The 24,760-nt window shown below is 49.4% G+C and carries 23 protein-coding genes and 3 pseudogenes; 11 read left to right on the forward strand and 15 right to left on the reverse strand.

Translation table 11 applies throughout. The annotated features are described in order from the left end of the window. The first annotated feature begins 192 nt into the window (after window positions 1-192). The 4 genes from GA003_07535 to GA003_07550 all read left to right on the forward strand — a co-directional run bounded on the left by GA003_07535 (window position 193) and on the right by GA003_07550 (window position 3,303). The gene (locus GA003_07535; protein QXD29804.1) at window positions 193-402 is read left to right on the forward strand and encodes a hypothetical protein; all 210 of its coding nucleotides are present in this window, start codon (window positions 193-195) and stop codon (window positions 400-402) included. Between the two features lie 33 nt (window positions 403-435). Further along, a complete protein-coding gene (locus tag GA003_07540; GenBank protein ID QXD29805.1) occupies window positions 436-720 on the forward strand; it encodes a hypothetical protein in 285 nt (94 codons plus the stop codon). A 155-nt stretch (window positions 721-875) separates the two neighbouring features. After that, window positions 876-2,408 (forward strand): arylsulfatase, encoded by a 1,533-nt coding sequence (locus GA003_07545; GenBank protein ID QXD29806.1) that lies wholly within the window; start codon window positions 876-878, stop codon window positions 2,406-2,408. Between the two features lie 73 nt (window positions 2,409-2,481). Continuing rightward, window positions 2,482-3,303 carry a hypothetical protein gene (locus GA003_07550; GenBank protein QXD30373.1) on the forward strand — a complete coding sequence of 274 codons (822 nt, stop codon included), beginning with the start codon at window positions 2,482-2,484 and terminating at the stop codon, window positions 3,301-3,303. Between the two features lie 94 nt (window positions 3,304-3,397). On the opposite strand, the gene GA003_07555 is transcribed toward GA003_07550, so the two are convergent. Beyond that, window positions 3,398-4,810, reverse strand: coding sequence for a sulfatase-like hydrolase/transferase (locus GA003_07555; protein QXD29807.1), 1,413 nt, complete (start codon window positions 4,808-4,810; stop codon window positions 3,398-3,400). After that, complete coding sequence (locus GA003_07560; protein QXD29808.1) at window positions 4,807-6,642, reverse strand: arylsulfatase; 1,836 nt, start codon at window positions 6,640-6,642, stop codon at window positions 4,807-4,809. The genes GA003_07555 and GA003_07560 overlap by 4 nt, the downstream gene beginning before the upstream one ends. Window positions 6,643-6,834: 192 nt before the next feature. Between GA003_07560 and GA003_07565 the strand changes: the two genes are divergently transcribed. Further along, on the forward strand, window positions 6,835-7,734 hold the full coding sequence (locus GA003_07565; GenBank protein ID QXD29809.1) for an alpha/beta hydrolase: 900 nt from the start codon (window positions 6,835-6,837) through the stop codon (window positions 7,732-7,734). Window positions 7,735-7,958: 224 nt separating this feature from the next. Next, complete coding sequence (locus GA003_07570) at window positions 7,959-9,422, forward strand: sulfatase-like hydrolase/transferase (GenBank protein QXD29810.1); 1,464 nt, start codon at window positions 7,959-7,961, stop codon at window positions 9,420-9,422. Between the two features lie 58 nt (window positions 9,423-9,480). On the opposite strand, the gene GA003_07575 is transcribed toward GA003_07570, so the two are convergent. Then, window positions 9,481-10,356 (reverse strand): neutral/alkaline non-lysosomal ceramidase N-terminal domain-containing protein, encoded by an 876-nt coding sequence (locus GA003_07575; protein ID QXD29811.1) that lies wholly within the window; start codon window positions 10,354-10,356, stop codon window positions 9,481-9,483. 190 nt (window positions 10,357-10,546) lie between these two features. On the opposite strand from GA003_07575, the gene GA003_07580 reads away from it, so the two are divergent. After that, window positions 10,547-11,869: a Gfo/Idh/MocA family oxidoreductase gene (locus GA003_07580; GenBank protein QXD29812.1), complete on the forward strand. Its 1,323-nt coding sequence runs from the start codon at window positions 10,547-10,549 to the stop codon at window positions 11,867-11,869. A gap of 239 nt (window positions 11,870-12,108) precedes the next feature. Here the strand turns inward: GA003_07580 and GA003_07585 are convergent, their stop codons facing one another. The 5 genes from GA003_07585 to GA003_07605 all read right to left on the reverse strand — a co-directional run bounded on the left by GA003_07585 (window position 12,109) and on the right by GA003_07605 (window position 16,035). Then, window positions 12,109-13,098 carry a dienelactone hydrolase family protein gene (locus GA003_07585; protein QXD29813.1) on the reverse strand — a complete coding sequence of 330 codons (990 nt, stop codon included), beginning with the start codon at window positions 13,096-13,098 and terminating at the stop codon, window positions 12,109-12,111. Between the two features lie 120 nt (window positions 13,099-13,218). After that, window positions 13,219-13,866, reverse strand: a complete 648-nt coding sequence (locus tag GA003_07590) for a nitroreductase family protein (protein ID QXD29814.1) — start codon at window positions 13,864-13,866, stop codon at window positions 13,219-13,221. 10 nt (window positions 13,867-13,876) lie between these two features. Further along, window positions 13,877-14,302 (reverse strand): rhodanese-like domain-containing protein, encoded by a 426-nt coding sequence (locus tag GA003_07595; GenBank protein QXD29815.1) that lies wholly within the window; start codon window positions 14,300-14,302, stop codon window positions 13,877-13,879. Window positions 14,303-14,447: 145 nt separating this feature from the next. Next, on the reverse strand, window positions 14,448-15,029 hold the full coding sequence (locus GA003_07600; protein ID QXD29816.1) for a phosphoglycerate mutase family protein: 582 nt from the start codon (window positions 15,027-15,029) through the stop codon (window positions 14,448-14,450). 25 nt (window positions 15,030-15,054) lie between these two features. Continuing rightward, window positions 15,055-16,035, reverse strand: a complete 981-nt coding sequence (locus GA003_07605) for a Gfo/Idh/MocA family oxidoreductase (GenBank protein QXD29817.1) — start codon at window positions 16,033-16,035, stop codon at window positions 15,055-15,057. Window positions 16,036-16,146: 111 nt separating this feature from the next. On the opposite strand from GA003_07605, the gene GA003_07610 reads away from it, so the two are divergent. The 3 genes from GA003_07610 (at window position 16,147) to GA003_07620 (ending at window position 17,136) form a co-directional block, all read left to right on the forward strand. Then, window positions 16,147-16,695 carry a hypothetical protein gene (locus tag GA003_07610; protein QXD29818.1) on the forward strand — a complete coding sequence of 183 codons (549 nt, stop codon included), beginning with the start codon at window positions 16,147-16,149 and terminating at the stop codon, window positions 16,693-16,695. Window positions 16,696-16,756: 61 nt separating this feature from the next. Continuing rightward, window positions 16,757-16,930, forward strand: a complete 174-nt coding sequence (locus tag GA003_07615; protein QXD29819.1) for a hypothetical protein — start codon at window positions 16,757-16,759, stop codon at window positions 16,928-16,930. Between the two features lie 14 nt (window positions 16,931-16,944). After that, window positions 16,945-17,136 carry a hypothetical protein gene (locus GA003_07620; GenBank protein ID QXD29820.1) on the forward strand — a complete coding sequence of 64 codons (192 nt, stop codon included), beginning with the start codon at window positions 16,945-16,947 and terminating at the stop codon, window positions 17,134-17,136. Window positions 17,137-17,145: 9 nt separating this feature from the next. Here GA003_07620 and GA003_07625 read toward each other — a convergent pair. The 6 genes and pseudogenes from GA003_07625 to GA003_07650 all read right to left on the reverse strand — a co-directional run bounded on the left by GA003_07625 (window position 17,146) and on the right by GA003_07650 (window position 22,749). Next, window positions 17,146-17,510, reverse strand: a pseudogene (locus GA003_07625) (CoA-binding protein). Window positions 17,511-17,533: 23 nt separating this feature from the next. Continuing rightward, window positions 17,534-18,001, reverse strand: a pseudogene (locus GA003_07630) (GNAT family acetyltransferase). A 130-nt stretch (window positions 18,002-18,131) separates the two neighbouring features. After that, window positions 18,132-18,991, reverse strand: a pseudogene (locus tag GA003_07635) (hypothetical protein). After that, window positions 18,979-20,250 carry an Nramp family divalent metal transporter gene (locus tag GA003_07640; protein QXD29821.1) on the reverse strand — a complete coding sequence of 424 codons (1,272 nt, stop codon included), beginning with the start codon at window positions 20,248-20,250 and terminating at the stop codon, window positions 18,979-18,981. Before GA003_07640 ends, GA003_07635 begins: the two are co-directional and overlap by 13 nt. Before the next feature lie 46 nt (window positions 20,251-20,296). After that, window positions 20,297-21,607 (reverse strand): aryl-sulfate sulfotransferase, encoded by a 1,311-nt coding sequence (locus GA003_07645; protein QXD29822.1) that lies wholly within the window; start codon window positions 21,605-21,607, stop codon window positions 20,297-20,299. Between the two features lie 242 nt (window positions 21,608-21,849). Then, window positions 21,850-22,749 carry an MBL fold metallo-hydrolase gene (locus GA003_07650; protein QXD29823.1) on the reverse strand — a complete coding sequence of 300 codons (900 nt, stop codon included), beginning with the start codon at window positions 22,747-22,749 and terminating at the stop codon, window positions 21,850-21,852. A 118-nt stretch (window positions 22,750-22,867) separates the two neighbouring features. Between GA003_07650 and GA003_07655 the strand changes: the two genes are divergently transcribed. Then, window positions 22,868-23,605 (forward strand): SGNH/GDSL hydrolase family protein, encoded by a 738-nt coding sequence (locus GA003_07655; GenBank protein QXD29824.1) that lies wholly within the window; start codon window positions 22,868-22,870, stop codon window positions 23,603-23,605. 139 nt (window positions 23,606-23,744) lie between these two features. On the opposite strand, the gene GA003_07660 is transcribed toward GA003_07655, so the two are convergent. Next, entirely contained in the window at window positions 23,745-24,698 is a 954-nt protein-coding gene (locus GA003_07660) for a sugar phosphate isomerase/epimerase (protein QXD29825.1), read from the reverse strand. Window positions 24,699-24,760 lie beyond the last annotated feature (62 nt).

Raw genomic sequence — 24,760 nt, forward strand, 5'->3', positions numbered from 1 at the left:
ACGTGAAAACCACGAACCGTCCAACCTGTTCAACGGTATGTTGCACCCATTAATCCCTCATACCATTCGTGGGGCGATCTGGTATCAAGGTGAAGCCAATACCGTGAACTTTGCCGAATACGCAAATCTCTTCTCTGGAATGATTGAAGATTGGCGTGCTTATTGGGGCATTGGAATTTCCCATTCTATTTTGTGCAAATCGCACCCTATGATTATCCTGCGGGACGCGATAACTCAGCCTTGGTTCGTGAGGCTCAGTCACAGGTCTCTGATAAGATGCCCAATGTGGAAATGATTTTCGCGCTGGATATCGGATTAGAAAACGATATCCACCCTCCATACAAATTACCTGTGGGGGAACGTTTAGCTGTTGTTGCTTTGGCCAATACTTATGGGGTTTAAGGTTTCCCAAAAGGTAATCCAAGTCTTGAGGCCATGACGATCGAACGAGGACGTGTCCGCCTTCAGTTTAAGAATGTAGGAAATGGTCTCTACGTTGAGGGCGATTCCATTAACGGTCTTGAAATCGCTGGAGAGGACAAAGTCTTTTATCCTGCGAAAGGGCAACCTTCGCCCAACGGGCAAATGATCGTGTCCTCCGACAAGGTCGCCAATCCAGTGGCCGTACGTTACGGATTCACTGATTGGGTCCAAGGCAACGTGTTTAACACCTTTGGATTTCCTCTTTCTTCGTTCCGCACGGATGACTGGGATGGGTAAGTGATAATTTAAAATGAAACCACGAATGGACACAAATGAACACGAATACTAAAAACAATTAGTAAGGAAAAATTCGTGTCTATTTGTGTCCATTCGTGGTTAATTCCTTTATATTCTCTTGAACGGGCTGTAGTATCATTTTTTTAATAGATACTATGATAAAGCCCAAGACCTTTTGCATCCCTTCCATCTTATTTGTTATTCTGGTCGGTTGTTCTGATCAGGATGAGGCTGCAAAACCTCAACTCCCTAATGTCGTTATAATCTATGCTGACGACATGGGGCATGGTGATTTAGGAGTCCAAAATCCTGATTCAAAGATTCCCACACCCCATCTCGATCGATTGGCGAGTCAAGGCATGCGATTTACCGATGGGCACAGCTCTTCGGGGATTTGTACTCCCAGTCGCTACGCGCTGCTGACCGGACGTTACCACTGGCGACGTATGCACGGCATTGTCCAGTCGTTCGGACCTCCCTCCTTTGAGGCAGGTGAATTTACTATGGCACGCATGTTTAAGGCTCAGGGCTACAAGACCGCCTGTTTCGGAAAATGGCATTTGGGTTGGAATTGGGAAGACGCGATCAAACCGGATGCCAACCCGAAGATCTATGAACGCAAGCGTAAGCTTTATAACCCGTCAGATATTGACTGGGATAAATCTGTCTCAGGAGGTCCCCTAAGTCAGGGCTTTGATACTTACTTCGGCGATGGAACCATTAACTTCCCACCCTATGCATGGGTCCAGGACGATAAGATCGTCGAGGCTCCGACCACGCTAATGGAAATGGGTGGTCGGCAAACGGCTGAAGGAAGTTGGGAGTTTCGTCCAGGACCGATGGTGGATGGCTGGGATCCCAAAGATGTGCTTCCCACTATCACTGAAAAAACGGTCGAGTATATCAGTCATCAAAAAGCGGATACCCCGTTCTTTGTCTACTTTCCACTGACAGCTCCGCATGCTCCTATTATTCCGAACGACGAGTTTGTTGGGAAATCCGAGGCCGGGGGTTATGGCGACTTTGTTTATCAAGTTGATTGGATTGCAGGGCAAGTGATGAAAGCACTTGAGGAAAATGGATTAGCTGAGAACACAATAGTAATTTTCACGGCCGACAACGGCCCCGAGAGATATGCCCATGCTCGGCTGGAAAAGTATGACCACTGGAGTAGTGGTGAACTACGTGGATTAAAGCGCGACATTTGGGAGGGAGGCCATCGCGTGCCCTTTATCGTTCGTTGGCCTGGTAAAGTAGAAGCGGGTGCCGTTACCGATTCTCTGATTCATCAGGTGGATCTATTGGCCACCTTGGCCGAAGTTACAGGATTTGAACTTTCCAACGAAGTAGCGCATGACAGCTTGAACCAATTGCCTCTGTGGACTGGTGTTGCCAGTGGTCCGATCCGCGATCACGCGGTCCACAACACGAATGCCAATGGATATGCTTTCCGGAAAGATGATTGGCTTTTGGTGGACGCAAAAACTGGAGAAATCAGTGAACCTACCACATGGTACAATGAGCACACTGGCTATGTGAGAGAAGCGCCTCAAGGTGCTTGGCTTTTTAACCTAAGTGACGATCTGGCCCAAAAAACAAACTTGATTTCCAAATATCCGGAACAGGTGGCTGCTATGCGCGCTGAATTAAATGCTATCCGCGAGAATGGACGAAGCGTAACTCGATAAATTTATGAAACTAAGACTAATACTAATCGGAGTTTTGTTATTCCTGATAGCTGGTTGCTCCAGTAAAGAATCAATTGAGGAGGTAACTCGGGTACTTATTGTTGTCGGCCCTAGTAACCATAAGCCCGGCACTCATGAAGTGGCTGCTGGTGGACGTCTTATGGCATACTGCCTGGAAAATATGGAAAATGTCCCCGGGTTTAAAGCGGATGTCGTTTACGCCTGGTCCGAGATTCCTCAACCGCTGGATGCTTATTCCTCAACCGTGTTCATCGGAGATAACTTTCCTGGGGAGCTACTAGAGGGATCTCATCAAGCGATGGATGACATTGCTGGTATGATGGCTCGAGGTTGTGGGATCGTTTGTGTTCACTATGGCGTTGGATTGCAGAATGAGCATATGGGGCTGGATGGCGATCATCCGCTGTTGCATTGGATGGGTGGCTACTTCGCTGCCAAGTGCGATCATCACCAATCGATTGCACGCCACTACGATGCCTCGATCGAAGCGCCGAACTCATCCCATCCGACCGCCCGTGGTTGGGACACCTTCACGCTGCGAGAAGAACCTTATATCAATATATACTTTGGGCCTGAGGATAATCAGATGCTGAAGGGTGCATTTCCTTTGGCTACTTCGATGCTCCCTCCCGAGGAGCCTAAGAATGAAACTATTGCCTGGGGTATCGAACGATCGGATACCGGTCGCGGTGCAGGAATTACCATGCCCCATTTTTATAAAAACTGGCTGAACGAAGATCTCCGGCGCTTTATTCTTAACACCGTTGTATGGAGCACAAAGAGAGAAGTGCCTTCTGAAGGCGTTAAGACGACCTTGCCGGATCTTGAGACGTTCCAGCCTGAGTCAGTCGAATTTGTGCCGACAAAGAAGTAGTTGGTGGTTTTTTATTAAGGAAAATTCGAAAATATTCCCGTCATGGATTTGTCATGAAAGCGAGTATGTAAAGCTGCGCTTTGTAGGGAGGGCGTTACCTTGCTTCCAGTCGTTCCAGGTCGGCCATGACGCTCTGGTGCCAGGGCTCGAACTCCGCCTTCATGCGGTGGAATACGTTTGGTAGCTTTTCCGCGAGATCATGCTTCTCCGCTGGATCGGCGATGATATCGTAGAGGCGAAACTCTTCTTCCTTCTTGGAAATGAGTTTGTATTTGTAATCCATCCAGACCTTTCCGTTGTGAAGAAAGCCAATCGGTTGGGTGCGAGTCCAATTGGGTTCATCAATCAGTGGCCAGATGTTCATGCCATCGTAAGGGCGATCATCGGGAAGAGGAATGTCGAGGGCAGCCAGAATAGTGGGGAAGTAGTCGGTGGTGACGCAGGGTGTGGTGATGGTTTTTCGTTTGGGGTATTTGGCCGGCCATACGAGGAGTCCTGGTACTCGGATACCACCTTCCTGGAGAGATAGCTTGAATCCGGTAAGACCACCGACGCTTCCAACGTGCCGGGGTGATCCTTGACGGGCAGCGCCATTGTCGGAGCAATACCAGACCATGGTGTCCTCCGCTACGTTCAGCTCATCGAGCTTGCTTCTAAGGCGGCCAATCTGCTCATCCATGGCAGTAATGCAGCCGTAGTAATGCTTTTCGTTCTCGGAATAGTTGGAATACATCTCCTTGTATTTGGAGCCGGCCACAACCGGCGAGTGAGGTGTATGAAACCAAATGACCGCAAGGAAGGGTGTTTCGGACTTGACTGCACTCTCGATAAACGGAATCGCCCGATCCATGAGCACGCGCGAATCATCGCCATCGACATTCTCGGTCGCTACCTGTCCAGGGCCGGTGAAATATTCGTTTCCGTATTTGGTGCCTTTCAGTGCCTTCTCTTCGTCGGAGGAATTCTCCTTGATGCCTCCCGGATGAGCCATGGGATCCCAGGTAGGTACCTTCGACTCAGTAACAAAGCTCACATCGACGTCCCGTTCCCAGGGTGGGCAGTAATAGCGTTCAGGATCTTCCATGAAAGCACCCCAACGATTTTGGTCGGGTTTCTTGGGTGACAAGGTTCCCATATGCCATTTGCCAAAGTGTCCGGTCGTGTAGCCTTCTTTCTTCAGCACCTTGGTCAGGGTGATCTCCTCCGGCTCGAGCATGCCTTTCATGGCAAAGGTAATTCCAGTGCGATAGGGATGCCTGCCCGTATAAACGCTCGCACGAGTAGGTGAGCACATCGCATTAGCCGAGTAGAAGCGCGTAAAGGTAATGCCCTCCTTGGACATCTTATCCAAGTGAGGCGTTTTTAGATGGGGATGACCGTTGTAGCCGGTGTCTCCCCAACCTTGATCGTCCGCCATCATTAGGATGATGTTGGGGCGGTCTGCTGCCTGACTGAAAAGGGAGCTCAGGAGAAGTGATAGTAAAATTAGATAGGTTTTGGACGTCATAGATTTTTATAGGAAAGGTATTCGATGGTGATATCGCAATTCCAGTCTTTCTTCATCGTATCATCCGCACCCAGGACAAAGTAGATGTCGAACCTGCCTTCGCCCGCTTCTAGAGGAATATCTACAAATGCATCACCGATAGTTACGGGAATGGCACGTAGCGCCTCTTTCCACTTTACAATCAAGGTCGCCGATCGGTTGCGTTGCCAGAAGAGCTCCAACGAAAAAGGGTATTTCTTGCTATCGGTGAAATGGATGCGATAAGTTCCCGCCTTTTTCACGTCGAGCATCCAGCCTTCGGGTAAGCTATCGTGGTGCCAATGATAACCTTCCTGGTAGCGAGATAGATGGACGGGGTTTTCTTTTTGGGGATCCAGGAAGATGCGACCTGGTAGCATATTGCGTGATCCTTTTACGGATTCATACCAGGATTCATAACTGCTTAGTAGCTCTTCCACGATCTCAGGTTTAGGGGTGCTAAGGTTTGCTGATTCTCCTGCATCCTTACGGATGTCGTAGAGCTCCAAATGATTCTTTGATCGGTCGGCCACAAAACCGCTGTCGAACGCTGAGTCCGGATTGATGATCAGTTTGTAATCCTGGCGAATCGCGGTAGCACATTTGTAGAGTGCTTGCTCGATCGATTTTACGAACTGAACGAATAGGGTTCGTTGCTCGAGGTAGTTGCCATCGCCCGTTTGCCATAGGGGTAGCAGGTTCTTGCCATCGAGTTCCAAGCTCGGTGGAAGATCGGCGCCTGCGACCGCCGCCAAGGTCGGTAGTAAATCATAGTGAGCAGCTATGGTATCGATTTTTTCGGTACTTCGGATTCCTGCGGGCCAGCGAACGATGAACGGCGCTCGAATGCCGCCCTCATAAATATCTCCTTTGTGTCCACGGAATGCTCCCTGGAATCCCGCACGACTTACGCCCCCGTTGTCTGACATGAATATGATCAGGGTGTTCTCGGCCTTACCGGAACGATCGAGACTGTCCAGCAGTCGCCCCACATTCTCATCCAGGTTTTTAACCATGCCATAGATGCGGGCTGTTTTCTCTTCGATACCTTGGTCCACGAAGGGTTGGTAATACTCGGGGTCTACATCGAAGGGTGAGTGAGGTACATTGGTCGGCAAATAAATGAAGTAAGGCCGATTATCGTCCTTATTCATATAGTCGATCGCTTTATCGAAAAAGAGATCGGTGCAGAATCGGTCGTGGACCTCCCGCTTACCGTTGTGATGAACTACCGGCTTCCAATAGGTTCCTTCTTCATCCGGTGGTTGGCCGATGCCTCCCGATTTGTGATTAAATGTTTCTTCAAATCCCTGATCCTGTGGTCGACTTGGATAATTATCTCCTAAGTGCCATTTTCCAAAAATGCCTGTTCTATAACCTGTCTCACTCAATAACTCTGCAATGGTCGTTTCGTCATCAGCTAAACGGGTAGCTCCACGAGAAGTATGTAGGATTCCAGTACGCTGGTGAGATCGGCCGGTTAGCAGACTGGCGCGGGTAGGGGAACAAAGAGGGCTTACATAAAACCGTCCCATCTCAAGAGACTCCGTCGACAATTGATCCAGGTTCGGGGTGTCTACTTCCGGATTTCCCTGGAAACCAAGGTCATAGTAATCCTGATCGTCCGTGAGGATAAGGATGATGTTAGGCTTGTCCTGAGCTTGTCGAATAGGGCTGTTCTGAGCTGCAAGAACGGTGCTAATCAGTAATAGCGTCAGGCTTAGGAGTAATCGATTCATTGCTAGGGTAATGACCGAAGCATTTATCATCCATGGTGGGACGTCCAATCTCAAATGAAGTGGAAGAGATTTCATTCCTTGCTTTCGTCAGTGAAGCAGATAGCGTGGTGATAAGAAGGAGACTAATTAAACGCATAATTGAAGAATGGGGGTAAAGCGAAGCATTCCACGGATATCCCGATTGTGAGTCAAGGAGACGGGACAAAACAATGAGGTTGGCATTGCATCTTTCCTTGGTCAGAGTTTTTGATTCTACTCCCATCAGTTATGAAACGATTATTACCCATTCTTCTTTCTTTAATTGTATTCACCTCACTCCAGGCACAGCGGAGCCGTGGGCCGGCAATCCCGGAAGGGGTCAAGGTAACCAAAGACAATGTTTACCAGACGGTGAATGGTCGTGAACTGCCATTGGACCTCTATGTCCCGGAAGGGGCGACTGAACCGCTGCCTCTGATTATCTGGATTCATGGTGGAGGCTGGAGAGGTGGAAGTAAGAACGGCATTCAACGGTGTGCTGAGGTTCTCAAGCACGGTTACGCATTGGCCTCGGTCGAGTACCGTCTCAGTGGTGAGGCAATCTTCCCGGCGGCAATTGAGGATTGCAAAGCGGCTATCAGCTACCTGCGTTGGAAAGCTCCCAAACTGGGGATTGATCCGGATCGTTTCGGTGTGTGGGGATCATCAGCAGGAGGGCACTTGGTCGCACTGCTTGGCACCACCAACGATGTATTGGAATTTGATACCCATTCAGTAACCAAGATGGCTTCACCCACCGTGCAGGCTGTTTGCAATTGGTTTGGTCCCACTGACTTTCTCAGAATGAATGATGTGACAGGTGGCATCGATCACGACGCCGCAGATTCACCGGAGTCGTTGTTTATGGGATTCCCCATCCAGGATCATCCGGAAAAAGTGCAACGAGCGAATCCCATTACCTACGTATCCCCATCAGATCCGCCCATGCTCCTGATGCATGGTGATAATGATCAGTCGGTGATCTATAACCAAAGTGAATTACTTTACCGAGCCCTACAAAAGGCGGGCGTAGACTCTGAATTGTATAAAGTCAAAAATGGCGGCCACGGATTTCGTGGTGCGGATGAAAGTCCTGAATCGTTAGCCGCGCGCGCCATCGACTTCTTTGATAAGCAGCTGAAGGATTAGTGGATAGCGTTTGAGGGAGGCGAATTTTCGAAGGAGGTAGGGCTCGATCGCCGTTTCGAGCGCAGCGACACCAACACGAGCCGATTTAGTAGCATAGGCAAACTCTCAGACAGCGCCCTCGGCGAGGTCGCCCTACCACTGAGGTGAATGCACGATCTTGGTTTACGGTCACTTCTCTCCAAATGGCAGTTGAATTTATAATCGATCCTGCCATTTAATAGGCTATGTTTCGTCTACTCTGCCTATTACTCACTCTATTTCTCATTGGTTGCGGATCATCCGCTCAAAACGCCGCAGATGGCCTGGAAAAGGCTTCAAAGCCCGCTGGTAAGCCCAATGTCATTCTGGTCATGGCCGATGATCTGGGGTGGGGCGATGTTGCCTACAACGGACATCCGGTTATTAAAACGCCCCATCTCGATGCCATGGCCGCGAACGGTCTTAAGATGAATCGCTTCTATGCCGGCGCGCCCGTGTGTAGCCCTACACGGGGTTCTGTCCTTAGTGGACGTCATCCTAGCCGCTACGGTATCGCAACGGCGAATCAGGGGCACTTAAAGGATGCTGAAGTCTCCTTGGCTGAGGTCATGAAGTCCCAAGGGTATGCCACCGGTCATTTCGGTAAATGGCATTTGGGAACGATGACCAAGGACTACTCCGGAAAGAAAAACCGTAAGCCCGAGGAAAATTACTCCACGCCTGGTACATCCGGCTCAGACGAATGGTTTGCCACGGAATATGCGGTATCCACTTGGGATCCTTACGATCCGGCCAATGCCCATGGTGGGGTGGTTGATTCGCGTGTCCTTTACTATGAGAATGGGAAAAACATCGTCGATGGCGTTGCTGAAGGCCTGGTCGGTTGTGACAGCCGTATCATCATGGACAAGGCGCTTCCGTTTATTGAAAAACAGGTGAAGGCCGATACCCCGTTTTTTACCGTCATCTGGTTCCATGCTCCCCATACGCCTGTTGTGGCAGGTCCGGAGTATCTGGCCATGTATCCGAATGAAGAAGAAGGGGAACAACACTACTATGGCGTGGTAACTGCACTCGACGATCAAATGGGTCGATTGCGGGCTTCATTGAAAGAGTGGGGCGTTGCCGACAATACCATGGTGTGGTTTTGCTCCGACAATGGCCCCGAAGGAAACCCGGAAGCCAAGGGTCGCAATCAAGGGAGTGCCGGTCCTTTCCGTGGACGCAAACGCTCACTCTATGAAGGCGGTGTTCGTGTAGCTGGTATTCTTGAATGGCCAGCCAAAGTCTCGGCCGGTCGTGAAACGGATTTTCCGGCGGTTACCAGTGATTACTTTCCTACTGTGCTGGACGTACTCGGATTCCGGATACCTGAAATGGATGCCCGCCCCTACGATGGTGTTTCGCTCGTGCCACTTATTGAAGACGATATCCAAGAGCGCCCACGCCCCATCGCTTTTCAAGGACATGGCCTGGCTTCCCTAAGCGACAACCGTTTCAAGCTCGTTCATAACCCCAATGAAAAACGTCTACGGTCAGACAACGGTACTGCCCCCATGGTGGAATGGGAACTCTACGATCTATTGGCCGACCCTGCTGAATCAAACAACCTCGCGGACCAACACCCTGAAGTCGTCAAGAAGATGAAGTCTCAGCTCATTGCTTGGCAGATCTCCTGTGAGGCGAGTAATGAGGAGCTGGATTATTGAGTCTACCAATCCTTACCCTCTATATGTAGGACCAGTTACTCGCAACTCGGCTTCCCTATTAGCCCAGCATATCTAATGGACTCGGTACTATTTCATTGCCAATGATTCGGTCTACTTCATCGGCCAGAGATTTTCCGTGTTGGAGAACTTCGTTCATGCTTCCTCGTGGGTTGGGATTGGCATCCGCTCCACAACCGATGGCGATCATTGCCGTTGTTCCTGGGTGACGTTCTTCCAATAGGCGCTGTACTTCGCCGGCCCAATCCCCATGATACTGATTCATGTCTCCTCCCAGGGTGGTGCAATGGCATGCGTAGTTGGTCAGCAGAGCCAATAGCTCGTCCTCCTGGTTACTTACTTTTAAAACCGGAAGGGAATGGCCGACGGGGCCATCGGCCTGAATTCCAAACCCGGTCCAGGTCCCGTTTTCAAGAACTCTTCGGTTGCCTGCAAAGCCGGCTTCTCCTTGAGCCCAGTGAAGTTGGCCTTTCTCGCGATTGGCCAAAGCATCTCGACAAGCACGAACCACTTTGGCTCCGAGGGCCGCTGAGTAACGTTCGATCCCAGCCCAATCGTCGGGTGGAATGTCGGCCATGAAAATGGGGCCCAATACATTTTTTAAATGGGGACCGGAGTGCGTGTGTTTAGCGCACATAGCGATTTGAGCCTCCGGCATGTCCAGCTTTTCAATGACCTCCTTCTTTAACCAAGCTGGAACGCCAATCAGGTCGAGCGTGACAAACAAAACGGTTTCCTCTCCTTGACCTATGGCGATTGCTTTGGCCCAGAGCTGACCTGCTGCTCCTGTAGGAAGACTGGTTCGTCCTCCATAACCACTGAGACGAATCGATTCATCAGGAGTTATATTTACTCGACCCACACCGACTTGGATGCTGCCTGATTCCAATGTATGGGCGTGGTGCTCTGCCTTCAAGGGGCCTAAAAATCCACTCAGGCCTATCAGGAGAAAAGCAATAACGCCTGGAAGATGGGTGTACGTCTAGAGCCTGTTCATAGGGTGATTGGAAGTGAAACAAGGAGCGTGTTGAATTCCAAGCTCGGAAGTTGCCAGAGACTGACAAACATACTGGACGGATCGAATTCGGTTTGCCTATAATACGATCATGTCAGAATCCCTAAGTTCATCCTCTTCAGTAGCCCCTAAATCCATTTCTAGACGAGCCTTCCTCGCAAGTGCTGCTGTTGCTCCCATGATACTTCCAAGTGGAGTGTTGGCAGCCAACGGAAAACCTGGCGCGAATGATCGAATCGTAACCGGTCATATCGGTGTTGGTGGAAAAGGCAATGGGCATATCCGCAGCATTCCTGGACACGTAGGTGCCATCTGTGATGTGGATTCGCTTCAAGCCGAGAAAGCGGCCAAGCTCGTTGGAAGGGATGATATCTACATCTATTCCGACTATCGCCATATGCTGGAACGAAAGGACATTGATGCGGTGGTGATTGCTTCCCCCGATCATTGGCATGCCTTGCAAATGATTCACGCCTGTGAAGCTGGCAAAGATGTTTACGTTGAAAAACCGGCCTGCAAATACATCCAGGAAGGCCGAGCCATGGTGGATGCGGCTAAAAAGACCAAGCGTATTGTAATGGTTGGATCCCAAGGACGTTGCCATCCGGTGGCTGGAACGCTGCGTGCATTTTTACAATCCGGGGAGATCGGTCGTATCGCTCACGTCGAGTGTTGGCATAATGATAATCCGGTCGGGGGTGACAGTTCTAAGACGGGAAGTCCTCCTCCGAATATCGATTGGGATATGTGGTTGGGGCCGGCTACAAGCCGTTCTTACAATACGGATATTTGTCATCGGACTTTCCGATGGGTTCTGGATCTTGGCGGAGGCCAGATTCGGGATCGGGGCGCTCATGTATTTAATCTGATTTCCTGGTTTATGGGTTTGGATCGCACAGGTCCCAGTAGGATTGAAGCGACCGGTAAACGTCCGACCGAAGGTATCTGGGATTGCCCCACGAACTTCGAAGTTGCCTATACGTTTGAAAAACCCGACGTCACGATCACTTGGAAGCAACCCGGTATACGGGCGGCCGATTTTGAGTTTGGTGCGGTCTACCATGGTACGCGTGGAAAGACGATTGTGCGTGGTGGTGATGGACGTGTATTTCCGGATGAACAGGTCACCGCTTTTGCTCAGGATAACGGGATGCCCTTTGAGATCGATCGCGGTGTTCGTGCCCATGAAATCAATCTTGAAAACTGGTTCGATTGTATCCGCTCACGCAAAACACCGATTATGGACATCGAGTCCGGCCATCGTGTGGCCAGTATGTGTATACTCGCGAATATGGCTTACAAGTTGGAGCGGCCCATTGAGTGGAATGCACGCCGCGAGCGTTTTGATAATGATCCAGCGGCGAATCTATTGCTGGCCAGTCCCGGTCGTGGAAAATATAGTTTGTACGCGTAATCGAAGGACTTTATAAAGTAGCACAGGCATCTTGCCTGTGTATCTCCCACTAGCTCTAGGGTCCGATCGCCGAGCGGACTGTTCAGGTATTTTAGGAGAGAATGTAGCTGTAGCGCTGGAAGCGCAGCTGGCAAGTGCTTAGAGTAAGAGGAAGAGGAAGATTGAAGTAAGAGGAAGAGTAGGAGCATGAGGACGAAGCTTTAAATCTTCGCTCTAAGCTCCAAACTCTTTGCTGATAGTTACTTCCTTTGCCAACGATCCTTTTCTTCCAGAACAGATCGAGCCTCATCACTTTTCAGCCACGCGAGCGCTTCTTTGTCGTTCTTGAGATAGGCATCCCAAAATGCAGTGCTAAGAGCGAGGATGGCCTGGTGGTGATTCGGGTTTCGTTTTTCCTTATCTCCTGGAAGGCGACGCTCACTAAAGGCACTGTGTTCCGCATTAAAGAGAACGAGTTCGTATTTATCGCCTTTAGGAAGTGCCGGAAATACAGCGAGTCGGGACTCAACAGTGCTGTTGCCTATGGGAGAGTGATCCTCGGTGCCGGTCATGAGCATCCAGGGGACTTTAACCTTTTCAAAGGCTCCTTTGATATTACGACCGCGTGGGCTGCTGGGACTAAAAGCGACTGCAGCCTTAATGCGTTCGTCTGTGTAATTGACCCGGCCGCCCCATGCAGTTTGGCCACTTACCGCTTGAGTGGTTACAGCACCGTATGAGTGCCCGGACATACCCAGGTGTTTTAAATCGAGTTTGGCGTGAAGTGAATGATCTTTGTTTTCGTTCCAATTTTCAAGAGCATCGATAACGACGGGTACATCTTCAAACCGTAACTTGCTGTTTTTGAGACTGGCGGCCTGTCGCATGGCTTTCATTCGATTGCGCAGCTTCTCATCTTTCCAAACTGATTCGTCGCTGCCTTTGTGTTGCATAAAAACAGCTACATAACCTCGCTTGGCCCAATGGTTGCCAAGGTAAGAATTGTTGTTTTTGGAACCGCCAAGACCGTGACTAAACAGAACCACAGTAGAGGCTTCATCGCTGTTGGGTAAGTAGATCTTTATGGGGATATCGCGATCGCGATCCTGGTCATTGATTACGAAGTCCAGCGTCTCAATCGATATGTCATTATCTGTATGTAACGGGTCGTAACTATTCTCTTCAGCTATGGAAAGGGGGGAGGCAGCTAATAAACTAAAGAGGCAGGCGGTGCGAAGCAACGTATTCATGATCGAAATTGTGTTACATGAATAACTCCGCAGGCGCCGCAAAAGTTGCAGAGGCATTTCTAATTGTGTAATTCCAGGGTATTGGGGGCCAAGAGGAAGACCAAGAGGAAGAAGTGAAACCTATAACTCCACCCACTTGGACCAGCTTCTGAGATCTCCGCGTTGATCGCGCAGTTTACCGGGTGAGATTTTGCTGAACTTTGTGGTGGGGCCATACAGGAAAATGGAACCCAGCAATATCTCACCTTCAGGTATGCCGAGTAATTCCATCGTCTCGGGTTTTCTAAGTCCACCACCGCTTGACCAATAGGTTTGAATTTCTCGTGCGGTGGCTGCGACTAAAAGATTTTGAATGGCGGAAGATGCAGCTGCGATGTGCTCCATGTTTTCCAATGTAGGATCGAAGAGTTGATCGCTTGGTTCCTTCTTTGGATTGGGAAGCCAGGTCACCTGTATCAAATTGGTGGCCGACAATAGCATTGCGGGAATCTTGGTGGTGTCACCCTTGTCGATCAGCTTTTGCCGAAGGTTTCGGCAATTGTCTCGGTCCAAAACATAGAAACGCCAAGGTACTTTTGAACACAGGTCGGATTCGCAATGTTCTTTGGCGGCAGGACGGTGGAAGGGTGCCCAGCTTGCTGCTTCGAGTAAGGCCTCGACCACTTCCTCTGCTAATGCGAATGGGTATTGTTTTTCAGATAAGACCTTTAAGGTTTTGCGTTCGCGGATGGCCTGTTCGACGAGATTTACGGTAGGAGAATCACTCATTGAAAATGTATTACTTGGTTGCGACTTCATTGCCTGCATTTGACCAGCCCATAAAACCTCCTTCGAGGTGATATACTTTGCCAACGCCGAGTGTTTCCAGCGCTTCCAGTGACTGGCGACTTCTTCCGCCTGGAGAGCCGGCTTGACAATGAACCATGTAGGTCTTGCTCGAATCGAGTTTTGCGACTTGGGCTGCGAATTCTGGATCGGCAATATTGATATTGATGGATCCGGGAATGTGTCCGGCAGCCGCTTCTTCGGGACTTCGGACATCGAGTGCGACTATCGATTTACTTTCGAGTTTTTGGGCCGCTTCGCTGGCTTGAACATCGATGACTTCAAATGCGACAACTTCTGTCTTCGTGCAGGCTGATTGGAAAGTGAGGAAGGCCACGCAGGCAAGGGCGGTGGCGCAGAGATTGAATTTGTTTTTCATGAAGTCATTCCGGCGGAATTGAGTTTAGCAGGCAAGTTTATCTGTTATTATACTTACGATCGGGTAAGAGAATTATAGTAGGGCAGGCATCTTGCCTGTTTTCGTTTCAAAGGCATGCACAGGCAAGATGCCTGTGCTACTCTATCTAACAGCTTTCAATCGACTGCCAGCCATGAACGAGACGATGAGAATCCTTCTCAAAGCAAAACACGTTTCCGCCTCCACCTCCTGGCTGATCCATCGATCTGTTTATGGGGGCGCCTGTAAGTCGACAGAGTAGGAGGGTGCCCACTCCGCCATGAGACACGATGGCGATATCTCCATTCGACTGGTCTCCTTCTATGAGGTTTTCGACAGCGTTGAATATCCTGGATTGTGCATCCGCGGCTGGTTCCCAGCCTTCGATCGATTCATTTGGGTTATTAAAGAAGCGGGTTGCCATGGCTTCAAATGCCTCTTTGGCGAGGAAGCCTGTTGAGGAACGATCGTTTTCACCGAGGGCTTCGAGTTGAATGGGTTCTAGGGATAAAGCTGTGCCCAGAATTTCAGCGCCATCGATGGCTTTTTTTTCTGAACTAGAATAGATCGAGGTTATGGCCGGTATCCATGGCTTGGTGACGAGGAGCTGCATTCTTATGCGACCTTTTTCTGACAATGGCCATTGGGGGACGGGGACCTCGGGATCGATAACAACTTCCGGATGGGTGATGAAGTAGACGAGCTGCATAGGGTTTCAGTCTTTTTGTTCTGTATTACCTCTTGGTTACGAAGGCATCTATCATCTCCATCACTTGCACGCCTGTTTTTGCACTGCATGGATTCTCACCCTTACCAAGGAAATAGTCATTCACGGCTTCGATCATCGGTTGTTGGATGTGTGGTGGTGGATCGTAGTTTGAGGTTTCAATTCCATGGTTGCTTTTTACGACCAGGGTGGGGCTGCGAAAGAAACTAAAATCGATGCTTCCATTGTCGCACATAATTTTGCAGCTGTCTTTGATCGTGCCATCGACGGATGCAAAATCCCAGTGTCCCTGGAAAAGTACGTCATCTTTGAACCGCATCTGGCCACTTACACAATCGTCGCAACTGCCGTCGGTATTTCGCATCAAAGAGAAACCTTGAATGACTTCAGCTGGACCGAAGTATTGTAGGATGAGGTCCAGTTGGTGCGGCGCCAGGTCGTGAAATATGCCTCCGCCGGAAATTTCAGGCTGCATTCTCCAATTGACCTCACTGAGTGCAATGAGTGGGTCTAGCTCCGGTTGGATCGTTTGTAAGGAAACGTGGCGTGGTTTGCCTAGCTCGCCTGATATGAGCAGTTCATCGACACGCACAAACAAAGGCAAACGTCGCCGGTAGTGGGCCACGACCACTTTCTGTTTTGAGCCTTCTGTCAGGTCGAGTATCTGCTGTGCCTCGGCACCACTGCGGGCCATTGGTTTTTCCACGTAGATGTTTTTGCCGGCTGCTAAAGCGCGTTGAGTATACTCCAAATGATAATCGGGTGGAGTAGCGATATAGATGGCGGTGATCTCAGGGTCATTTAACAAAACATCGGCATCGTCGGACCATCGCGGAACACCATGCCGTTCTGCGAAATCTTTGGCTTTTTCTCCGTTGCGGCGCATAACAGAGCGTAGTTCCGAATTGGATGCCTTCTGAAACGCGGGTCCACTCTTAACTTCGCATACGTCACCAACGCCAATGATTCCCCAAATGATTTTTTCCATTGATGTAATAGTGGAGAGTTGAATGGGGACTGGCAACGACTCATCTCTTCGAATTAAGTGCGTGCAATTTGCTGGCCTAACGAACGAAAAGCTAAATACCTTTTATCTCATATGATTGCTGAGGATTTTAAACAAGCGTTCCAGGTATTTCTTAAAGAGGAGTCAACGGTGGAGGAGGCTTATGCCGCTTATGCAAACCTTGTTGAGGAAAAGTTTAATTCGACACACGTGGAGGATGCGACTCACGAGGTTGTTTGGACGGTGAAATCTTCAAGAGGTCGTGGCATTGAGAAAATGCTACTCTCCCTCGCCAGGGCTTTTACCAAGGCTCCAAAGCCTACCCTCAAGCCATTCAGTTTTAAGTCTCTTCACACGTTGAATACCAGGCAGGTGCAAGAGTTGGATTCAGAAAGAGAACGCACTGTAGAGCTTGAGAATCTGTCCACTATTTTTGCCGGTGTTGCCATGTGGATGTTTGGACTGAGCTCTGCAATGATTCCCCTGGTTGGCATAACTGGAGTGGCGCTGGCTATAATGAGTGCTTTTATATTCATTGGATCTGTTATCGGGATGTCGAAGGCACATTTCAGGTTCTTGCCTGGTGAGTTTCGAAGTATCTCAGCCGACCATTGGAGTATAAAGTCGTTTGCCGAAAAGTGATTATTAAGTGAATTCGAAGGATATGTTGTCACATTTCTTTCTCTCATGACCACTAGGGAGTATGGGTGAAGTCGGATACATATCTAAAATGGTGGATGCAGACCTCGTTGAACGGTCTATAGATGGGCAGAGAGAGGCGTTTACAGAATTGGTTAATCGTCACAAATCTGCCGCCTGTGGTGTAGCTTATTCTATTTGTGGAGATATGGGCCTGAGTGAGGAAGTTGTTCGATAAGATTTTGTTTCTGCATGCGTCAACTGGATGTGCTGACTCCTGTGGTGCTCGATTATGTGAAAGCAGTAGTCCAGTCCAAGTCCCTTCAATGGCTGGTTGAAATGGGTCCGGATTTGGGGTGGCTGCTTTCGTTCTTAATCCCGGTGATGGTGTATGCGTCCCGGATGATTGACCGGGGGATTTTTGAATACGAATCTGCTAAATAAACCCCTCGATTAGTACTGGCCGGTATTCAACAAGACCAGGGTGCATCCTTCGAGGGCTTCAATGCCGGCCTTACTTACTTTTTCCTGGATACCAGCATCCTTGGTTCCTGGATTAAATAAAATGCGCTTGGGTTTAAGAGCGATGATCTCGTCCAGGATCGGTTCGTGTCGTTCGGGGCGAACGTAAAGAGTGACGGTGTCGAGCTCGCCTTGATAGTCGGATGGAGATTTTAAAACAAGATCTCCAAGGATTTCTTCCTGTATCGGGTTTATGGGCACCGTTGTGTGGCCGTGCTCCTTGAGGAGTTGTTGCGCTTTGTTGGCATAGCGATCCGCTTGGGGCTCGCTCCAATAATCATGGTTGGTTTGTTCATCGTTTAAAATTAGTCGTTTGCACCTAAGAATCCTTTCTTGGGACCTGCTTTGAAGAACTCTGGGAGTCCTCTTCGAGACGTTTTCCCAGACTAACGACCGGATCGATTGAATAGCCGATGCTCTTGTAAAACTCGATGACCGTCGAATTGTTTTAACGGACTTGTAAGTTGATTTTTGGGCAACCAGCTTGTTTGAGGAGATGTTCCGCGTGTTCCATCATGGTGCGCGCCCACCCTTGTCTTTGATGGTGGGGCGAAGCCGCCAGGTAATTGATCCATCCACGGTGTCCTTCATAACCAGCCATGCAGCTAGCGACGATGGATCCGTCGTATTCACCCACCAGAAACCACTCTGGGTTGACTGCGCATTTTCGGGTTATGTCTTTGAGGGGATCGTTTTGAGGTACTACCAATCCGCAGGAATCCCATAAGGCGATGAGTTGTTCTTCGTCCTCAGATTGATTGGGGCGGATAGAGAGGCTATGATTCACGAGAAGCTTATTTTAATTATTCAATTATATCTGTGTTAGTTTGTTTTCATCTGCGTTTTCGAAAAAAGAACTTAAACCTAACCACGGATTGACGCAGATGAACACAGATACAAAGTTTTATAAGTGTAAATCAGTGATTTAGGAACTGATCTGTAAAATCTTTTTGGTATCGCTCGAGGAGAGTATTTAGGTCGTTTTCAACGAAGTAGAGTTTTCCTTTTATTTCCAATGTTTCTCCCGCCTCAATGCCGCCTAGTCGGAAGTCACTGTGCAGGCAACGGATGACGCCTTGGAAGAGCTCTTGGTAGGGCTTAAAGGCAATGGCAAAGATCATGGATTCATCGGAACTAAAACAGCCGATCAAGCCATTGTTGGGTACATCAGGGTGGAGGGGACGTGGATTTACATCTTCTCTGGGGACTCCGGGGCCAGCCCATACTTGGCCAGGAGTGTAGCGTGCCTCAGTTGCCCAATCTCGCGTGGGCATGCGAGATAACTGCCCATCGAGAAATACAAAGCTCTTGGCCAGATAAGCATATTTGTCTTCGGTTTGGTCTGGGCCGGTTCCGGTAAATTCTCCCACACGAACACAAGGCTGAACCCAGTGAGCTTCCGAACGTTGGTTGGATTGTGTGCTGTGATGCGAATGTCCACTTCGTCATGAGTGGGCGTAATGACATGATCTACAATGAGCCCATCGGCCACCTTGCATTGAAGTCGAATCTCAGTGCCTGCTTCGTTGCTTGAGATCAGATAAGTCTCATGATCAATAACGGTGTGTTCACCCCAGTGGGTTGTTCGAGAATTGTCACGGCAGTAAGCCTCAAGATACCAGATTTTCATTTCCTGTCCAGGAAGCTGGTCGCCACTGATGGTCAGTATCTCTTCCTCCCAATGAAGCTTGAGTGGTGGAGAGGACTGAGTGCAGCCGAATAAGAATACTAACGGACTAAAAATTACGATGAACCATTTTGTATTCATGACATCCATCTCGACCATGCCATATAGCCGAAGAATGCGAGTATGGACAAAAGGACTACGACCGTGACGGGATGATTGGTGTGTTTGCCCATCCACTTTTTTCGGCCATTAAGAATAAGTAATACAAGCGTGAGTAGTGGTAGGAAAGCTGCACCAACGACACCGTAGGCTTTTTGGACTTCACGGAATTCGAACAAGAGACCGAAGATGGGAATGATGGCTATCGAATATTGGTAAATGACATAGGGTTTAGAATTCGTGTCGATAAGAACGCCATCTGTAAGGGATGCCTTGTCGGTGTCCTTTTGCACAAACAACCGCCATAGGTCGGCAAATAAGTAGGGGGCCGATTGCCATACGCCGAGTACGCTGCTGAAGGTGGCTCCCAGTGCTCCAATAAGGAACGCCCATCTGCCTATCTTGCCTAATGAAGTTTCCAAGGAATCTGCGATTTCTATAATCAACCGTGCGCCAGTGCCAGTGACTTCAACGGTGCTTCCGATAATGATCATGGCTAAGCCAAAAATGGTGATGACCAGGTAACCGGCACCCAAGTCCCATCGGCATAGTCGAAGTTGGTTTATCCCATGGCGCTTTTCTTCCGCTATCCAGTAACCGTAACTCAGTATGGTTACTGTCCCGCCTACACCTCCGATGAGAGCCATGGTCCAGGCAATTCCGCCATCCTTGGCATCCGGAATGCTCGGAACAAAGAGGCCTTTAAAAATTTCACCTAAATCAGGGGCGAGCATGATTGCGCTCACGACGACGGTGACGAACATGAGAAGGACGCAAACGCCCATCACTTTCTCAAAGAGTTTGAATCCCCCACGACGCACGAGGATTAAGCCGACGATACTAGCGATGATTCCAAATACCACCTTGCCCTGGGACGCATCTTCGAAAAACGGAAAGATGGCGTGCAAGGTGACGCCCGTTCCACCCATAAGATTGGCGCAGACAAAAAATGACCAGAGTAAGAAATAGGGGAGGAAAATTCTGCCTGGCCATTTACCGAGGCATCTGGCCATTCCTTCCAATAGAGTTTGTCCAGTGACCAGTTGCCAACGAGTCAGTCCTTCATTGAGCACGAACTTAAAGAACGCGCCGATAATGACCGCCCAAAGAATGGCGGTACCTAATTTTCCTCCCGCAAAGCCTGCCGCGGTAAGATCACCTGCGCCTACTCCGATCGCAGCCACAAGAATTCCTGGGCCGATGAAGCTTAGCCAGCCACGATCCTGATTGTTATTTTGGTTGGAAGGCATGAGCAGGATGTGGAGGTAGATTTTTTGGGATCTAAGAGGCGGATGACTATCTAAGCTTCACTCCCGGATATCCTAAGCGATAGCGCACGACTCGGAAGGTACTGTGGGGTCCCTCAGGTCCAACTGGTGGCAGGGTGACCGGGTTGTGGTATTCCCATACCGTTTTGCCTTCTGGCGTCACTTCGAAGAAGATGCCCTCAGCGCCTGAACAGATTAAGGTGTTGCCGTTGGGAAGGCGTTCGGCTCCGGAGATAAATGAGGAGTAGAAATCGGTGGCTGGGTTAGCGATGTAGGTCCATTCCGGTGACTTGGGACCGAATGGTTTTCCTTTTTGAATCTGGTAGCTTCCTGATCGCTGAACAGGCGGTTTGATTTCGTCGATGGCGGAGTAATCACCTGTGGATTGTCCCCTCTGGTTGTTGAATATGGTGATGTTGCCAGCGCCTGGTTGTCCCGGTTGAACCCAACGTGGATCATGTTGCTGGAAGAGCTGTTGGTCCGCTTTGGTTCCTGCTCCGTAGTTCATCGGGTTACCCCAGCGATAGAGTATGTCGCCTCCTTTACCGGCGTTCCCGCCTGTGTGCCCTCGGGCCTCCTCGGTTGTTGTGCTGTGGTCAATGACAAGGAGTTCGTTGAAGCTGCGTGGGCTAATCACGATCTGATCAAGGACTGGGTTGTAATCAACGCTGTTGGTGTGCATCCAGTCGGTTCTTGGTCGACTGTTTAGATTGACGTTTATCAATTCAGGGTGATCGGCCACGGTCCCGTAGTTGTCCTTTGAAGGATCAATGTCCTGGACGAGGTGATCCCAGGCGCTCCATCGCCAGACGATTTCCCCAGTAGTTCTTCCGGTGCGTTTTACCTCGACGACGGTATCGGGATGAATCCCAGCGTCGGAGATTGTTTGGGGATCCCTACCGGCAGCTATGGCTTCTTCTTTGGAGATGTGTTCCCAGGCTAAGATCAGCACATTGCCATTGGGCAATGGTTCGATATCGTGGTGTTGATGGTGATGATCATTGGAGTAGACGTAGTCCCAGATGAGATTTCCGCTCCAATCAAATAACTCTACACGGCCTCCACTGGGACCTCGGTCACCAAACACCGGGTTGCCTTTTACTTTAGCTGATCGGAGAAGATTTCCATTGGCCAATAAATAGGCAGAATTGGACGGCCAGTGTTTACTCGTCCACTTGTGAACCACTTCGCCTTCCATGTTTAACAGGATGGTCTCAGTCGATCTGAGCGGGGTATAGAGCGTATACCCTTGAAATGCTTCTGGCTCGTTTACGATGAGGCCACGGGCACCAAAAATTGTTGAACTGGCTAAGAGGTAAAAAATTACTAGGCGAATCATTGTTTGAGTCCGATTTTTCTTCGATTTAGAATTCTTGTTTCACGGGATTGAGATGTTGAGCTTGATGACTGATAGACGAGGGAGCGCACTTGTGTGCGTGACTGAGTTTTGAAGGAGGAACACTCAGCATGTCGATCCGAGGATGTATCAAAACGTAGTTCCATGATGATCGAATACTACTGGTTGTTTTCGTGCTTTTAGTAAATTTAAGAATATATTGATACATCCGTTGAAAGAGAATTCTATTGGCTTAATTCAGTATAGATCGTCGTCATAAACGTCCTCGTCGAAGCCCAGCCTTGCTCCGCAGCCCAGCGGTCGTTGAACTCAAGCCCTGGATTTCTGGCGAGTGCTTCTTCCAATTTGTCGCCGGTATCTACGCTTTGTTGAATGCGACTAGCGATGGTCATGAGCATTTTGCGCCATTTGATGATGTCTGCCTTGGAGGATGGTACTCCGTGCCCAGGTATGATGATCGTATCGTCATCAGCGATATCGATTATATAAGCGAGCGTAGAAAGGGTTCCGCGAAAGGTTCCGCCGTGATTTAAATCAACCACAGGGTAGGTGGTGGTGCGAAATACGTCTCCTGCATGAATGACGTTGGAACCTGTAAAATGAACAATGCTATCCCCATCGGTATGAGCAGGGTACATTTTAATGATGTGTATCTCCTCGCCATTGTAGTGGAAGGTGAGCTTTCGATCGTAAGTAATATGGGGAAGGGCTGCATCCGGAGCTCCTCGTCCCAGTTCTCCTGTTTGCCGATTAACAGTCCGGTGTTTCAAGCGATCCCGAACCAGATCATGGGCAATTATTTTCACTCCCATGGCTGCCAGATTTTCGTTCCCTCCTACATGGTCACCGTGCAAATGCGTATTGACGACAAACTCTATCGGTTTTCCTGAAATGCCTCGGATGGCCGTAACGACTTTCTCTGTGAGTGTAGAAAATTGGTCGTCGACCATAAATACGCCATCTTCTCCTATGCAAATCCCGATATTCCCACCTCGACCTTCAAGCATATGAACAGAGCCGGCGATATGCGTGGTCTTGATGTTTACTTGGTTTGCGCCATTGCTCTGGGCAATTATTTGAACGCTGATAATAAGAGCAAGGAGGGTGGGGTAGATGAATTTCATTGAAGGTCCTTAGTGTAGCTTAGATCACTATTTAGTGGCCGCGATGGCACCGCAATCTTCAAATATTTGAACAAGTTTTGCTTGGGCTGGTCTCCAGACATCTCTAATAAATTAAATCATGAGAATCTTCACCCTTCTTTTGTTTGTGTCTACCCTTGGAGTATCTGCTGAAACGGCTGAAGAAGCCTGGAATAGTCTCCTGAGTGAAAACTTTAAAAAGCGTGGGGCGTTTGCATTCGTCGAAAATGACCCAAGTTTGCCGAATGTTTTTATTTATGGGGATTCGATCTCCATTGCTTACACGCCTACGGTGCGGTCTGAATTAGCAGGTGAGGCCAATGTCTATCGCTTGCATGTGAATGGGGGCGACTCATCTTCGATAATCCAAAAAGTGGATACGCTTCGAAGGACGATGAAGGATCATTGGGGTTTTGAGTGGGACGTGATTCAGTTTAATGTGGGATTGCACGATTTGAAATATGTAGAGGGGAATAAGCTGGATAAGGCAAAAGGGGAGCAGGTTACCTCGATGGTCGAGTATGAAGCTAATCTTCGAAATGCCATTGGTTACTTCGTGCGGATCGCTCCCGATGCAAAGCTGATTTTCGCAACCACGACTCCTGTTCCAAAGGGAGAGCCGGGTCGTCACGTGATCGATGCTGGTCGCTACAACCGGGTAGCATTACGAGTATTGAAAGACTACCCGGAAATTGAAGTGAATGACCTTTACGCGTTTACTCTACCTAACCAACCAGAGTGGTGGACCAAGCCCGGCAATGTGCACTTCAATGAAGTAGGCTACACCGCTCAGGGGAAAGAAGTCGCTCGGTATGTTAGAGCGGCGCTGGGTAAATAGAGGTCAGTGTTCAGGTGTCGGGAGTCAGGATGTAAAGACATATTTCACCGATCCCAATTACACCGGTGAGACGCCTGTGATACTCTAAGTCGCAACTATTACTGACACCTGACCGCTGAAACCTGACCTCTGCGGCTGCTTACTCCACCAACGCCACAGCCTTCTTCAAGGCCTTGATAGTCGCCTTGCTTGCGTCGTCGTCATCCAGGTCGCGAAGGGGTTGATTGAAAGGCTCGGCACGAGCCGGGCCTTCGTAGCCAATGTGGATAAGAGCTTCCATAAAGGGTTTGAGGTCGATGACTCCAGTCGCCATGGGCAACTCGCGTTGTCCATCTTGTTGCTGCTGTTTCTCAACTCCTTTGGGAGCGTCGTTCAGGTCGACGAGCGTTATACTGGCTGGGTCGAGCTTTTTGATCGCATCGGCGCTATCACCTGCTTGCCACCAGTGCCATGAATCCAAGACATAACCGACATTGGTGGTGCCGATGGCGGCGCAAAGTTCTTGGGTTTCCGCCAGAGTATGGACGAATGGATACTTGGCCCGGATGAGCAGGGTAGTGGTTCCGACGTATTCAAAGCCGAGGCGAAGATCGTTGTCTTGAAGGATCTTAGCCACTTCCCAAAGGCGACGTGTATGCTGTTTAAAGTTTTCATTGTAGGTAAGGTCGGTATGACTGGGCATAAGCCAGGTGTTTACCCGAGTTAGACCTGCACGCTTCAATCCTGCTGCCAGCCGTGGTAGCTCCTTTAATCCCTCTTCGAATTTGGCTCGGTCTTTGCGGAAATCAACCGGTAGACCTGAGCTGCCCCAAACCAGATTCTTGTCCTTCATGTCGCCCTTCAGGTCGCTGAGCTGACCTTTACTCAATCCAGCGAGGTAACTCGACTGTGCTTCCACGGATTCGAATCCGTATTTTGAAGCTAATTCAATTGAGCGCTTTTGGTCGGCTTTGATGCCCAGGGCGCCTCCGACGAAGTTAATCGTGAATTTGCGCTTCGACTTGTGATGAGCGGCCATGAGTTGTGGGTCGAGTGAAGTGGAGGCAGCGAGTCCAGTGATTGCTGAGGTGCGAATAAAATCTCTTCGGTTCATAGGGTGGTTCTGATTGATGAAGCTTATACAAATGAAATATCTTCAGGTAAGCGTCAATGCTT

The organism is Opitutia bacterium ISCC 52, from assembly GCA_014529675.2.
Taxonomy (GTDB): Bacteria; Verrucomicrobiota; Verrucomicrobiia; order Opitutales; family UBA2995; genus UBA2995.